The organism is Synechococcus sp. M16CYN, assembly GCF_040371545.1.
In the GTDB taxonomy this organism is placed as follows: domain Bacteria; phylum Cyanobacteriota; class Cyanobacteriia; order PCC-6307; family Cyanobiaceae; genus Parasynechococcus.
In genome coordinates this window covers 1,328,810-1,343,120 of sequence record NZ_AP029048.1, presented here as the reverse complement: position 1 = coordinate 1,343,120, position 14,311 = coordinate 1,328,810, and the positions used below count along the sequence as shown (strand labels likewise).

The following is a 14,311-nucleotide window of genomic DNA, read 5'->3' as shown; positions in this document are numbered from 1 at the left end:
CAAATTCGCTTTCCTGGTCTCCTGAACAAGTTGGTAGTGCCCCACCACATCATTTTTTTCATTCCCTCCATACCTCATGGCTGACGTAACCGCTAAGCTCGTCAAAGGATTGCGCGACAAGACAGGCGCGGGAATGATGGATTGCAAGAAAGCTCTTGCAGCCACAGATGGTGATATAAAAAAGGCTGTGGAATGGCTTCGCCAGAAAGGAATAGCTAGCGCTGAGAAAAAATCTTTTCGTACAGCTGCTGAAGGGTCAATCGGTAGCTATATACACACCGGTGCTCGGGTGGGGGTATTGATCGAGATCAATTGCGAGACCGATTTTGTTGCCCGTAGTGGTGTGTTCCAAGAACTCCTGCGTGACGTTTCGATGCAGGTGGCGGCCTGCCCTAATGTGGAATATGTCACTACTGATGAAATCCCACCTGAGATCCGAGAGCGTGAGAAAGCTATTGAAATGGGCCGGGACGACCTTGAAGGAAAGCCCGATAAAATGAAAGAAAGAATTGTTGAGGGGCGTATCGGAAAGCGCTTGAAAGAACTAGCTCTGATGGAGCAGCCGTTTATCAAAGATGGCTCAATCACTGTTGGCAATCTGGTTAAGCAGACTGCGGGAAAGATTGGTGAGAATGTGAAAGTGCGTCGCTTTACCCGATACACTCTCGGTGACGGCATTGAAGTCGAAGAAAACGATTTTGCTGCCGAAGTAGCATCAGTACAGAACGCTGGCCGATCTCTGTGAGCCAGGATGAACATTGAGTTTGCATACGATCCATCTGAGCAACTGGTACGCTTGGCTCAGCGTTGTCGATCAAGATCTATTGCTGTTTATAGGGATCAGGCGCTTTACTTACAAATTCTGCGTAAAGAGGTGGGGACGGCCACGCGACGAGCCCTCTTCAACTTACTTAGCGAGGTTAACCCCATAAGGTTTAATCTCTTATCTTCATCGGATCGGAGCCAGTTTCATACAATAATTAACGATTTAATTCAGCGCTGTTCGGTATTGTTGACGGTTGAGCAGCTTATGCAGCTTGTAGCTCAAATGCATGAGGAGCAGCGACGCCAACAAGCCCGTGCCAACCGAGAAATACTCCAGGGGCTATCTCGGAATCTTGAGGAACCTACACCTGAATTGCCTCGACCAGATCTTCTAGTATCCAACCAAGATGAGCCCTCCAGCTCAATACACTTAGACGTGGCCTCCTCCCCAGCGCCAAGAGCTACTCCTCCCATAGAAGCTATCACCAGCTCCGAATCTAAGGAAGAGGAATCGGAGCGGAGCGATTCATCAGAGCTCCAACAGGGGGGAGATCTCGGTGTTCTGCGTTCTTTATTCCAACTTGCTGATGATGTAATGCAGCCGACTGGAACATCGAGTGATACGGGGATTGATGCTTTCGAAGGGGTAATGGCGGTGGAGGGGGATGATCACTTTCTGCCATCGCGGCCTGATGCGCTCCTTCAGTGGATGCAATCTATAGATCTAGCCCTTTCGCGTCATCTTCGCAATTTTTCTCATGCATTGAACGTGCAGATGTTAAGATCCGGTCAGGCCCAGGCTCTACTGCCGATCACACTGCTCGAAGCTGTGTTGCGAGGGCAAATGGAGACCCAGCCAACAGCAAGCAACGTTTTACGACTTCGTTTACCCTTGGCCACTGGGGATCGTGAGTCAGGTATGGATGTTTTCGGCATCCTACTGCGCATTAGCGAATTGGAATTTGACAGCCACCGTTTGCGTCGTTGTCGAGCAAGATTGTGTGAACACCATCGTGCCTTGATCACAATGGTGCGACAGCAACGTCATTGGGAGCGACGCTTCTTAGATCGTGAGGCTCGCAAACATTGGCAGACTTCATCCGATTCGACCACTCCAAAGACGAACGGGGACTGACCAGCACCCAGCTTGCGCTGTTTCTTAGATGGCTTCAGCCTTTGCAAAGATCACTTAGCCTTGAAACAGAGAGCCGTTTCCGCGATCTACAGGGAAGGAAGCAGCGATTTCATCAGTTTTTAAGTCAGCAGTTATCTGCTCCGCCAGCCATTCCGATGCCTCGTGGTGAGATTGAACGGATGGAGCGGATGCGTTGCTCTTTTGATAACTATCCCCAGCTGACGGATGCATCCCGTCAGCGTCTTGTTAGCGATTCTCGCCAGTGGCTGTATGAACTGCGCCGTCGATTGGAGCCTTCTGCTCCGATGACGCCACCTCGCATAAAACTTCAAAACTTGTTGGACCGGCGATCCACAACAAATCCTAGCCTCGGTCTTGATAGTCCAATTGCTCGCATTAGAGGCGTTGATCCGAAGTTAGCGAGCCGCCTAGCTTCGCTCGATTTGGTATTAGTCAAAGACCTTTTGCACCATTATCCCCGTGATCATGTTGATTACTCGTCGATGAGACGGATTGAGGCGTTGGTTTCTGGGGAGACGGCGACGATAGTGGCGAAAATTCTCCGCTGTAACGGGTTTGTGAGCCCCCGCAACCCTAACCTCGCCATTCTTGAACTTCGGCTACAGGACCCTACAGGGTGGTTGAAAGTGACGAAATTCTCAGCTGGCAAACGGTTTAGTTCGCCGGCTTATCTTAAGAGACAACAAAGATTGTACCCGGTTGGAGCCAGCGTTGCCGTAAGCGGTCTTGTGAAAAACGGTGCTTATGGGTTGTCCTTTCAAGATCCGCTGATCGAGGTTTTAGATAGTCCCTCCGCGCCGGTTCGGTCAGCCAGCATTGGACGACTATTCCCCGTATATGCCCTTACTGAAGGCGTTAGAGCAGATCGTTTTAGAAGCCTGATCGAGCAAGTGTTACCGCTGACTCATCGGTGGCCCGAACACCTCCCCTCCGCGTTACGGAAGCAATTTGGACTTATGTCTATAGCAGAGGCATTAGAGGCATTGCATGCTCCTAAGAATCGGGAATCACTGGATCGTGGGCGTCATCGTTTGATATTCGATGAATTTCTTTTGCTACAGCTTGGACTACTTCAACGTCGCCAAGCGCTACGGTCCCGACCCGGTCCTGATTTGGTCCTGAGCCGGTCTAACTGCAGTCTCGTTCGGGATTTTAGAAATCTGCTCTCATTCCAATTCACAGATGCTCAGCAGCGAGTATTGCACGAGATTGAAGAAGATTTGGCTGATCCGAAACCAATGGCTCGGTTGATTCAGGGTGATGTAGGATCTGGTAAGACGGTCGTCGCTATTGCTGCGTTGCTTAGCGCCGTTTCCTCCGGCTGGCAAGGTGCATTAATAGCCCCGACCGAGGTTTTGGCCGAACAGCACTATCAAACTTTATGTCAGTGGCTACCCCAATTACATGTCACGGTCGAACTGCTAACAGGATCAACGCCACGATCTCGCCGCCGTCGACTTTTAGACAACCTGTTTAGCGGCTCGTTGAAGCTCTTAGTGGGAACCCATGCACTCCTAGAAGATTCCGTAGTGTTCCATCGCCTTGGCCTTGTCGTGGTAGATGAGCAACACCGTTTTGGAGTTCACCAAAGGGGTCGGCTTTTAAGTAAAGGGTTGCAACCTCATATGCTCACGATTACGGCTACCCCCATCCCACGGACGTTAGCACTGTCTATCCATGGGGATTTAGATGTTAGTCAGATCGATGAATTACCACCGGGGCGGACACCAATTCAAACAGCGATGCTTTCAACGAAACAACGCGAGAAGGCTTATAAATTGATCCGCAAGGAGGTGGAAAAAGGCCAGCGCGCCTATGTCGTTCTGCCATTAGTAGAAGAATCGGATAGGTTGACATTGCGTTCGGCGATCACAGTCCACGCCGAGTTAGCTTCAGAAGTATTCCCAGATCTCCGGGTTGGTCTGCTCCATGGTCGGCTTAGTAGTAGGGAAAAACAGAGTGTCTTGTCGTCTTTTGTGTCAGGCGATTGTCAAGTCCTTGTTTCCACAACGGTGGTGGAGGTTGGTGTAGATATTCCGGAAGCAAGCGTGATGGTAATCGATCATGCAGAGCGATTCGGTCTAGCACAACTACACCAGCTGCGCGGACGGGTTGGTCGTGGGGCTGCGGCCTCGCATTGTCTTTTGATCAATGGCAGTCCCAGTCCGCTTGCTAGTCAGCGTTTAGATATTTTGGTGCGTTCTACTGATGGTTTTGAAATCGCGGAGATGGATTTGAAATTGCGCGGTCCTGGGCAGGTGCTGGGAACGCGCCAGTCCGGGTTGCCAGACCTCGCTTTAGCTAGCCTTGCCCACGATGCGGCTATTCTTGAAGACGCACGCATTGCAGCCCAGGAGCTTCTTCGTAATGATCCTGGGCTAGAGCGCTGTCCACGACTTCGACAGTTGCTAGCAAACCAACAACGTCGTCTCAGTGGCGATATGCCTCTTAACTAAGCAGTCGTCGCTCCATCGAATAATTAATTGATGCGTCCTTGGAGCAATTATCCGATTCAAGATTGTTTGGAACCTCTCGAGCCTCTGCCTAAGCAACTATTTCAGATTGAACCTCACCCTTACGTGTCTCTTGGTGCCCCTTACGGGTTTGGAATGAATCCCTTCTGTTTGCGATCCGGAGTGGTGAAACGGTTGCTTATAGCACAAAATGAACTGCGACATCGTTCCCCCGATTTGCGGCTTGCAATTTTCGATGCTTGGCGACCTATGTCCGTTCAGGCCTTTATGGTGAATTACACCATCGATAGTCTATGTAACGAGCGGGAGATTCGCCGCAACGATCCAGCCCAACAATCTGCGCTCAATCAGGTGTTGGCTGATGTAGATCGTTTCTGGGCTACCCCAAACAACAACCCCAACAACCCACCCCCTCACAGCACTGGAGCAGCAATCGATCTCACCCTCGTAACCTACGACAATAACCTGATTAACATGGGTGGCGCCATTGATACGATCGGTGTTGTCTCTGAACCGGATTATTTCGCCGAAAAACTGGGCCAGGAGGCTCAACGCTGGCATCAGCACAGACGTCTCTTAGCGTCTGTAATGGCATTCGCTGGGTTTGTCCAACACCCCGGTGAGTGGTGGCACTACTCTCATGGAGATCAACTCTGGGCGTGGCGTAGTGGCACCGGAACAGCGATTTACGGAGAGTTAGCAAGCAATTGAGCCACACCTCGGTCACCGAGCCTATCTATATAATCGCCAAAGCTACAGTCCCCTCCCGCCATCTTCCAGCCTAACAGAAGTGGTTCAATCGTTTGCTCTAAGTCGTCTAGGAGTAGCCTCTCCACATAGGGCCTCGCTAACTTTTGCAGGTTGGGTGTGCCACCGAGCCAGAGCTGATATTGGTTAGGTCCATTTCCAACTAAGGCAAGTTCAGCCATGTAAGGACGAGCGCAACCGTTAGGGCAGCCCGTCATACGGACCAGCAATGTTTTGTCAATATTCAAGCGCCGGAGCTGGGCGTCGAGCCGGCTCAGCACATCAGGAAGAATCCGCTCTGACTCGGTGATGGCTAAACCGCAGGTGGGAAGAGCTGGGCAGGCTATAGCGTGTCGAGCCAAAGGTGCCGGGGCCTCAGGCACTTCGAAGCCGAGAGCCGCTAGTTCAGTCTGGATGTCAGCGCGTTGTACCGTGCCGATGTTACAAAGCAACAGATCTTGATTGGCTGTTAATCGGATCTCCAATTGGTAGGTCTTCACGATTCGACGAAGACCTTGTTTGAGCTCTCCCTGTAGACGTCCACAAATCAAGGACAATCCCACAAACCAAAGACCGGCCTGCTGTTGATGCCAACCCAAATAATCGAGAAGTTTGGCCTTTGGTTCATAGCGAAGTCCCGCTAGCTCACCTCTGAAATAATCTTCCTTCAGGGTTTGGCGAAACCACCGAATGCCCTTGTCGTGAAGTAGATATTTCATGCGCGCATGTGGGCGAATTACACGATCGCCGTGGTCCCGTTGCAATGCCAGGATAGATTGGATCACATCTAAGACGTCATGAGCAGTGACGTATCCCAGGGGATCGGCAATTCGGGCAAAGGTCTCATCCTTCTTGTGAGTACGACCCATGCCACCGCCTACGTAAACATTACACCCCCTGAGTTCACCAGATGGGGCTGTAAAGGCAACGAGTCCGATGTCCTGAGTGAGTAAGTCCACGGAGTTATCCCCAGGAACAGTGACAGCGACTTTGAACTTTCTTGGCAGATAAGTGTTTCCATAAAGCGGTTCTGATGCATTACCGGAATAGACGCCACTTTCAAATTGCCGCTTGCGTGCTTGTTGCACGGCTTTGGAGGGCTTAAATCGGTAACTCAAATTACCGTCTACCCATAGGTCCAAATAAGATCCCTCCGCGGCCTCTGGGCTTAGAAGAGCCGCGATTTCATCAGCCAATCGACGAGCAACTGGATAGCCTCCTTTTTCAAAGGGAGCCGGTGGGGCCATCACATTCCGGTTGATATCGCCGCAGGCCGCTAGGGTCGATCCTAAATTGCGGATAATCGTGCCGATCACTTCTTTCAAATCGGCTTTTGCGATGCCGTGCATCTGGAAGGATTGACGGGTCGTGACCCGCAGTGTTCCATCTCCGAGTCTGGCGGAAAGGTCGTCAAGGGCTAAAAAGAGCTGGGCTGGGATACGGCCCCCTGGACTGCGTAGGCGCAGCATCATTTGCCAGCTGCGCAATTTATCTGTTTTTCGGAGTTCCCGATGATGTTGTTGGTAACTTCCGTGAAATTTCAATAACTGAACTGCGTCTTCGCTGAAGCGCACCTCATTGTTGCCGAGTTCCGTCAACAACGGTTCGCGCAAGAAATGGCTATCGAGCTTGCGCTGCTCTGCTTTTGGGAGGCTGTTGGTTTGAGGTTCCACCACTTCCACAGAGATTCTTATCGCTCAGATCAGGGATAACTACATGAACGTAGCGAAACAAAGTCCAATACAGTCGGCTGCGGCTCTGTCTGCGGCGTGACAAAAACGTTTCTTCTTGAAATCGGCACCGAAGAATTGCCAGCAAACTTTGCTCGACTGGCCTTGGCGCAAATCGAGCAACGGGTAATACGTGACCTAGCGAAGGCACGTTTAAATCACGGCGTGATTTCCACTTATGGGACTCCACGCCGCTTGGCGGTATCGGTGGCCGTCCTTGAAGATCGCCAGTCAGATCTACGAGAAGAACGCAAAGGTCCTCCGGTGGCACAGGCTTTCAAGAACGGAGTTCCAAGTGCTGCCGCTATCGGTTTTGCAAAACGGTGTGGGATCGATCCATCGGAGCTCGAGCGACGCGAAACCCCAAAAGGTTCTTTTGTTTTTGCAACATCATCCATACCGGGACGTGACGGTGCCGTCCTCCTTCAGGATCTGATCCCATCTTGGATAGATGCCTTGCAAGGCAGTCGATTCATGCGTTGGGGAGGTGGTACACGGCGATTTAGTCGGCCGATTAGATGGCTGTTAGCTCTTCACGGTTCCGACGTTATCGAGATGGTGATCCCGGGGACTGATCCCGTGGTCCGAAGTGATCGCTTCAGTCGTGGACACAGGCTTCATGGCAATCAACCGTTGCGTATTGGAACGGCAGATCAATACGTTTCTACGCTTAGGAGCGCAGGTGTTCTGGTGAATAGGGACAAACGATCTCATTTGATTCGTCAAGCCATTACTCGAGGGGCCGATGTCGTAAATGGTTCAGCCAATTGTCCGGAATGGCTCTTTGAAGAATTGGTTGATCTCGTTGAAAATCCTCGGGTATTGCAGGGTCGAATCTCGGGACGTTTCTTGCAGCTGCCTCCTGAGGTGATCACCACTGTGATGCAAGCGCATCAGCGCTATGTGCCACTAGAGATTCCTAGTCTCAAGAGCGATCCACTGCGACTAACCGCACAGGAAGTGCTTCGTCCAGAATTTCTTTTAGTTGCCGATGGACTAGAGCAGGCTTCTGCTTTGATTACTCGTGGCAATGAACGGGTGTTAGGAGCACGTCTAGCGGATGCAGAATTTTTCCTTGACATCGACCGTCATCAGTCCAGTGCTGCAAGACGTGATGCTTTAGCTCGTGTAACTTTTGCGGAGGGCCTGGGAAGTCTTCAGGATCGATGTGACCGTATTGAACGATTGACTGAGCAGCTCCTGACCCAACTTAGGCTACCGACCTCTGTTGCCAAGGCTTCGTGTCGTGCAGCGCATTTCTGTAAGCACGATCTCGTCAGCCAGATGGTGAGTGAATTTCCTGAATTGCAAGGGTTAATGGGTGGCAAATACCTACTTGAGGAGGGGGAACTTCGTGATGTGGCTCTTGCTGTTGTGGAGCACTATTTACCCCGCGGCACGGGAGATGCTTTGCCGAGTACGGATGCCGGAGCCGTGGTAGCGCTAGCCGAGCGTTTTGAGTTGTTATTGAGCATCTATGCCAAGGGAGAACGCCCCAGTGGTTCATCCGATCCCTACGCCTTGCGTCGGGCAGGTAACGGTGTGCTTTTGATTCTTTGGCATCAACAATGGAAACTAGATCTCAACTTATTTCTTATCAAGGCAGTTCGATTATGGAAAAAGCTATTCCCATCATTTAGTGTCGATACCATTCAGCTCACGGCAGACCTCGCCACGCTGCTTCGCCAGCGCATCAACTCACAATTGGAGGATGATGGGTACGCCACTGATCTCATTCAGGCAGTTGCTGGCGAAACTGTAATGAACTCGCGTCTATTGAACGATCCCCTTGATGTTCAAGAACGCATCAGACTACTGGGCGGTTTACGAGATCAGGGCAAATTGGCTGCGGTTCAGGCAGCTGTTCAGCGAGTAGCGCGACTGGCTGGGAAAGGCTGTCTTCCCACAGATGTGTTGTCTTGTGTTGATGTAGTTGATCCTTCAAAATTCAAATCACCTAGCGAGCAAGGTTTATTCGATGTCACACGGCAACTGCAACCGCTGGCAAATTGCAGGGCCTATAAGGAGCTTTGCGATGTTCTAGTGAACTCAACCCCTGCGCTTGAAGCTTTCTTTAATAGTGTAATGGTGATGGCTGATGATCCGGTTTTGCGTGCAAATCGACTCAATCTTTTAGGGGTACTGCGTAATCAAGCTTCGGTGTTAGCTCAGTTTGAATTAATTCAGAACTAAACACTTAACTAACACGCAGCGGGCGCAGAGCTAAGAAAGAAGATTACTTTTATAGCTAACTTACAGCAGTGTATATTGGCTACAAGTTGCCATGCAGAAAACGGTTTGGTCATGACTTCAGTATTTTTAATTATTGCCAAAGCTTTTATTTTAATTATCAATACTCAACGGGCAATAAAAAGCAGAACTGCTGTATACAAGACTTAGAATCGGTTACCGAACGGGTGCTAAAAGTCGTTGCGTCAATTCAGCAACCGAGTCTAGTTAATAAATCTGTCGACAAACAAATCAGCCAACTCTGGCTGTTTTTTGTCCTTTGGCTTGAGTCTTAATCTTTTGTAATGCTTCTTCGGTTAGAAAATCTTTATCAGATCTCCCAACAGCCGATGGCACTGTCCCGTAGGTAGCAGGGGCGAGGGTCTCTCCCCGCAGTAGACTCCCCAACGTGTGCAGGGTGAGCTTTATCTGTTGCCAGGGATTCATCATCACGACTCGCTTGTAGAGATAGCTATCGAAAGTGAGCCTCTGCACATCTTTGTCGTTGCACATTTCGACAAATGCTTCTCGCGTGGCATCATTTCGATAAAAAATTCGTTGCAGGACGCCGAGCACCGCGTAGGTGGTGCTGTATTTACGATCCCAGCGTTTAAGGTAGGTGGATTTAATTTGCTTTTCTGTCGGAACAGAAGCTCCGTTATTAGAGATTTCCACGATTGCCTCAGCGCACATTCGGCCACTTTTGGCAGCGAAATAGATACCTTCTCCAGAGCTTTTGGTGACATAGCCAGCGGCGTCGCCAACAAGAGCCATACGGCCTACTACTCGGCGTGGACGGGGATGCTCCGGAATTGGGTGAGCTTCCACCTTGATAACTTCACCCTTGAATAAGCGTTTCGTAGCACGCTCGCGAATCCCTTTCTGTAGGCCTTTAATCAGGCTCTGGTTGCGTTGCATCGTACCGGTGCCAACCGCGACATGGTCATACTTAGGGAACACCCAGGCATAAAAGTCGGGCGACACGTCAGTGCCGACGTACATTTCAGCGAGATCCTCATAATAGGTCATCTCCTCAGGTGGAAGTTTAATTCGTTCCTGGAAAGCGATGGCCACGTTATATTCGCCAGCATCCATCGCTTTGGCAACGCGGGAATTGGCTCCGTCGGCACCAATAATTAAGTCCACGTAGAGGGTCTTTGCTTCACCGGTAGGACCACCAGTGCCGTGATCGGCGTAGTGAATGCTGTAAGGGCCCTGACGATTTTTGCCGGTACCAATCTTTTGAACTAGACCGTTGATCAACGTGGTGCCTGAGGCGACGGCACGGTTGCGGAGAAAGGCGTCGAAAACTTCTCTGCGGCACATGCCGATGTAAGCCTTATCGTCATAGCCGAGGGGATCGAGCCGAATATCAACCTCTCGATTCGAAGGCGAGATCATTTTCATGTTACGCACTTTCCTATCAATGATCGAATCTGGAAGGTTGAATTCCTTGACCATGCACAAAGGAATCGCGCCGCCACAGGGCTTGGCATTGTCAAGTTTCCGCTCGAATAACCAAGTCTTGATCCCAGCTTTTGCGAATACTTCTGCAGCGCAAGACCCGCTGGGTCCCCCGCCAACCACTGCAACTCTCAACATCTCAACAAATCTCCGCTTGGCCACCCTTTAAAGCTACTACCGAGTCGTAAAGTTGTCTGGATAGCGCGAGATTCTCACACTTACGATCTAAACAACATGAACCAGCGCCGTGGTGCGTTTACCCTCTGCGCAACGTATCGATCAGGATGAAATTCCTGTTGCTCGACGTACACGACGACCTCAGCGACAACCAAAAAACAAGAACGGTTTCGGCTTGTTAGTGAGTTGCCTTTTGGTTGGCGGGGGAAGTATGGCTGTGGTGATGTTTGCTCCACAGTTTCGGGTCGGTTTAGTCCTAAACGAACCGTTAAACACCCGTAGTTTTCATGAGCCTCCTGACGCAGATGGTCGCTTGCTGGGTCATTTTCCTTATGACGAGGCATTAGACAACCAACTCATCACTTTTCAACCCGGTATCAAGCTACACGTTGATACAGCGACAGCACTTAATTTGATGATAAATGCGGCCAGAGCCGAGGGAGTGGATCTTCGACTGCTCAGTGGTTATCGCTCTCAATTCCTACAGGAATCGATTTTTTTCGATGTGGCATCAGAACGAAATCAAACACCCGAAGAACGGGCACATGTGTCTGCGCCTCCAGGGTATTCAGAGCACAGCACTGGATATGCAATCGATCTGGGAGATGGGGAGGCACCAGAGACAAATTTGTCGGTGCAGTTTGAGCAAACACGAGCTTTTCGCTGGCTTCAAGACCACGCTGCCCTCTATCACTTTGTGCTTTCGTTTCCAGACAACAACAGTCAAGGAGTGATGTATGAGCCATGGCATTGGCGTTACGAAGGATCAACAGATGCCCTACGTCTGTTCGAACCTGCCCGCCGCTTTTTCCGTCAACGTTTGTGATGAGCTGCTGTCTCTAAATTTCCATAAGACTGTCCGTCCAGCTTATGCTACCCTTTACTAAAATATAAACGCGTTTTAGTGAGAGGTAGCGTTATGGAAATTTCGTTTACTAAAAGACCATCGCACGTCGATTGGTTGATCGCATCAGTGGGACTCCCGCAACTTCCTAATCTTTAGCTTACTCAATGTTTGCGAGGAGCCAGACCGTATGTACAGCTCGGATATGTCCTTATAGCCCATCATATTTTTAGTGCTGATTCGATGACAACCGCTACGGTACATAAACTCTTATTGACTGGTAGAATATGTAGTCGTGGATTTTACATCGTATAAATCAACTCGAATGTCTGTTGCTGAAGCAACTGCCTTCCTTTATTAGTGCGCGGTTTTGATTTGTGAGTTGTCTCATCTAGATATTCAGACAACCTGCAGGTTTAAGGTTTACAGCTGTGTCACTTGATTCCTTCCAAATTACTTAGAGGAAAATCAGCCGAATCTAGCGTTGGGCGGCTTTCAAGACTCCCATAGTAGCGTTTCTCAAAGTTCCTGATGATTAACCGTATGAGCGCTCAGCAGAAGGCGATTCGCAACATTGCGATAGTCGCCCACGTTGATCATGGTAAAACGACCCTAGTCGACTCATTGCTGGCGCAATCCGGAATCTTCCGCGACAACGAAACAGTGCCGACCTGCGTATTGGATTGCAATGATTTGGAACGAGAACGCGGCATCACGATTCTTTCGAAGAATACAGCTGTTACCTACAACAACACCCGGATCAACATCGTTGATACGCCTGGTCATGCCGACTTTGGTGGAGAGGTGGAGCGGGTTCTTGGCATGGTTGATGGTTGTTTATTGATTGTGGATGCCAACGAAGGACCAATGCCACAGACTCGCTTTGTACTCAAGAAGGCGCTGGAACAAGGTTTGAGACCAATTGTATTCGTCAATAAAATCGACCGCGCACGGGTCAATCCCGAAACTGCGGTAGACAAAGTGCTCGATCTATTCATCCAGCTGGGTGCTAATGATGATCAGTGCGATTTTCCCTACTTGTTTGGCAGCGGCCTCGATGGTTTTGCCAAACCAGACATGAAGACAAGCAGTAGCAACATGCGTCCATTACTTGATGCGATTTTGCGTTATGTTCCACCTCCGATTGGTAATGTAGATAAACCACTTCAGCTTCAAATTACAACCCTAGATTATTCAGACTTTTTAGGCCGGATAGTTATTGGCCGTGTACATAACGGTTCGATTAAACAAGGGCAGAATGCTTCCTTGATTAAAGATGATGGAAGCATCAAAAAGGGTCGTATTAGTAAGTTATTAGCCTTTGAAGGCCTTCAACGTGTCAATATCTCAGAGGCTTTTGCTGGAGACCTAGTGGCGGTTGCGGGTTTTAACGATGTTAATATCGGCGAGACAATTGCTTGCCCTAATGAACCCAAAGCCCTCCCACTTATTAAGGTAGACGAACCAACTTTACAGATGATGTTCGTCGTTAACGATTCTCCATTCGCCGGTCAGGAAGGAAAATTCGTCACGAGTCGTCAGGTTCGAGATCGTTTATACAGGGAGTTGCTTACTAATGTTGCTCTTCGTGTTGAAGATACTGATTCCCCTGATAGTTTTTTTGTTAGTGGCCGCGGTGAATTACATCTCAGCATCTTGATTGAAACAATGCGTCGTGAAGGCTTTGAATTTCAAGTGTCTCAACCTCAAGTGATCTTCCGCACTATTGATGGGACACCTTGTGAACCAGTAGAAACCCTAGTTATGGATGTGCCAGAGTCTGTCGTCGGTACCTGTATTGAAAAACTTGGTACCCGCAAAGCAGAGATGCGAAACATGGAGACCGGACTAGACGGGCGAATCCAGCTTGAGTTTATTGTGCCTTCTCGAGGTTTAATAGGCTTTCGTAGTGAATTCATTCGTGCCACTCGTGGTGAAGGAATTATGAGTCACTCATTCTTTGAATATCGACCTATATGTGGCGATTTTGATACTCGTAAAAACGGTGCATTAATTGCTTTTGAGGGAGGAACGGCAACGTTTTATGCTCTTAAAAATGCTGAGGATCGTGGGCAATTCTTTATTGTTCCCGGCATTAAAGTTTACAAGGGAATGATTGTTGGTGAAAATACACGCCAACAAGATATGGAAATCAATGTTTGCAAAGAGAAACAAGTTACTAATATACGTTCTGCCGGTGCTGACTTATTGGATAGTCTTCGATCACCAATACAAATGACCTTGGAAAAAGCTTTAGAGTATATCGGTCCCAATGAAATGCTTGAAGTGACCCCAAAGTCGATTCGTTTGCGCAAGCTTCCCGTAAAGAAAATGACGAAGCGTTGATGTCTATGAAATTGCAAACCGACCCCCGTTTCAGTCAGGCTATAAAGTTTTTTAATAATGGTGAGTGGTATGCTGCTCATGATATTCTTGAAGAGCTTTGGCATGAAACTGCTGATCCAGATAGACGCAGCCTCCAAGGAATCCTTCAAGTCGCTGTTGCTCAACTTCATCTTCAGCAAGATAACCGTCGTGGAGCAACTATTCTTTTTGGTGAGGCGTTAGGCCGTTTAAAGCGCCCAGGGACAACTAATTTAGGTCTTGACATTTCTACACTATGTGATTGTGTCGAACAATATCTTCATTGTCTTCAGAACGAAGAGGACCCCGGGTCATGTGCTGTCCCTCTTCTCTACCCCTTGGCTTAATTCATCCAGTAATG

Annotated in this window: 10 protein-coding genes; 8 read left to right on the top strand and 2 right to left on the bottom strand. The window is 49.3% G+C overall.

Translation table 11 applies throughout. The features are described from left to right. The first annotated feature begins 76 nt into the window (after window positions 1–76). Genes tsf through ABWV55_RS06435 form a run of 4 tightly spaced genes read left to right on the top strand, consistent with a single transcriptional unit; the run spans window position 77 to window position 5,106 of the window. Entirely contained in the window at window positions 77–745 is a 669-nt protein-coding gene (gene tsf, locus ABWV55_RS06450; protein ID WP_353291310.1) for a translation elongation factor Ts, read from the top strand. A gap of 6 nt (window positions 746–751) precedes the next feature. Further along, window positions 752–1,900 (top strand): hypothetical protein, encoded by a 1,149-nt coding sequence (locus ABWV55_RS06445; RefSeq protein ID WP_353291309.1) that lies wholly within the window; start codon window positions 752–754, stop codon window positions 1,898–1,900. Further along, complete coding sequence (recG, locus tag ABWV55_RS06440; protein WP_353291308.1) at window positions 1,852–4,377, top strand: ATP-dependent DNA helicase RecG; 2,526 nt, start codon at window positions 1,852–1,854, stop codon at window positions 4,375–4,377. The genes ABWV55_RS06445 and recG overlap by 49 nt, the downstream gene beginning before the upstream one ends. 30 nt (window positions 4,378–4,407) lie before the next feature. Beyond that, window positions 4,408–5,106 carry a M15 family metallopeptidase gene (locus ABWV55_RS06435; RefSeq protein ID WP_353291307.1) on the top strand — a complete coding sequence of 233 codons (699 nt, stop codon included), beginning with the start codon at window positions 4,408–4,410 and terminating at the stop codon, window positions 5,104–5,106. Here ABWV55_RS06435 and ABWV55_RS06430 read toward each other — a convergent pair. Beyond that, a complete protein-coding gene (locus ABWV55_RS06430) occupies window positions 5,082–6,824 on the bottom strand; it encodes an NADPH-dependent assimilatory sulfite reductase hemoprotein subunit (RefSeq protein WP_353291306.1) in 1,743 nt (580 codons plus the stop codon). The genes ABWV55_RS06435 and ABWV55_RS06430 overlap by 25 nt on opposite strands. A gap of 87 nt (window positions 6,825–6,911) precedes the next feature. Between ABWV55_RS06430 and glyS the strand changes: the two genes are divergently transcribed. Further along, complete coding sequence (gene glyS, locus ABWV55_RS06425; protein ID WP_353291305.1) at window positions 6,912–9,065, top strand: glycine--tRNA ligase subunit beta; 2,154 nt, start codon at window positions 6,912–6,914, stop codon at window positions 9,063–9,065. A 288-nt stretch (window positions 9,066–9,353) separates the two neighbouring features. On the opposite strand, the gene chlP is transcribed toward glyS, so the two are convergent. Further along, a complete protein-coding gene (chlP, locus tag ABWV55_RS06420; RefSeq protein ID WP_353292642.1) occupies window positions 9,354–10,703 on the bottom strand; it encodes a geranylgeranyl reductase in 1,350 nt (449 codons plus the stop codon). 109 nt (window positions 10,704–10,812) lie between these two features. Between chlP and ABWV55_RS06415 the strand changes: the two genes are divergently transcribed. The 3 genes from ABWV55_RS06415 (at window position 10,813) to ABWV55_RS06405 (ending at window position 14,297) form a co-directional block, all read left to right on the top strand. Continuing rightward, window positions 10,813–11,568 carry a M15 family metallopeptidase gene (locus tag ABWV55_RS06415; protein WP_353291304.1) on the top strand — a complete coding sequence of 252 codons (756 nt, stop codon included), beginning with the start codon at window positions 10,813–10,815 and terminating at the stop codon, window positions 11,566–11,568. 561 nt (window positions 11,569–12,129) lie between these two features. Continuing rightward, window positions 12,130–13,932 (top strand): translational GTPase TypA, encoded by a 1,803-nt coding sequence (gene typA, locus ABWV55_RS06410; RefSeq protein ID WP_353291303.1) that lies wholly within the window; start codon window positions 12,130–12,132, stop codon window positions 13,930–13,932. Continuing rightward, window positions 13,932–14,297, top strand: a complete 366-nt coding sequence (locus ABWV55_RS06405) for a DUF309 domain-containing protein (protein ID WP_353292641.1) — start codon at window positions 13,932–13,934, stop codon at window positions 14,295–14,297. Before typA ends, ABWV55_RS06405 begins: the two co-directional genes overlap by 1 nt. Window positions 14,298–14,311: the final 14 nt, after the last annotated feature.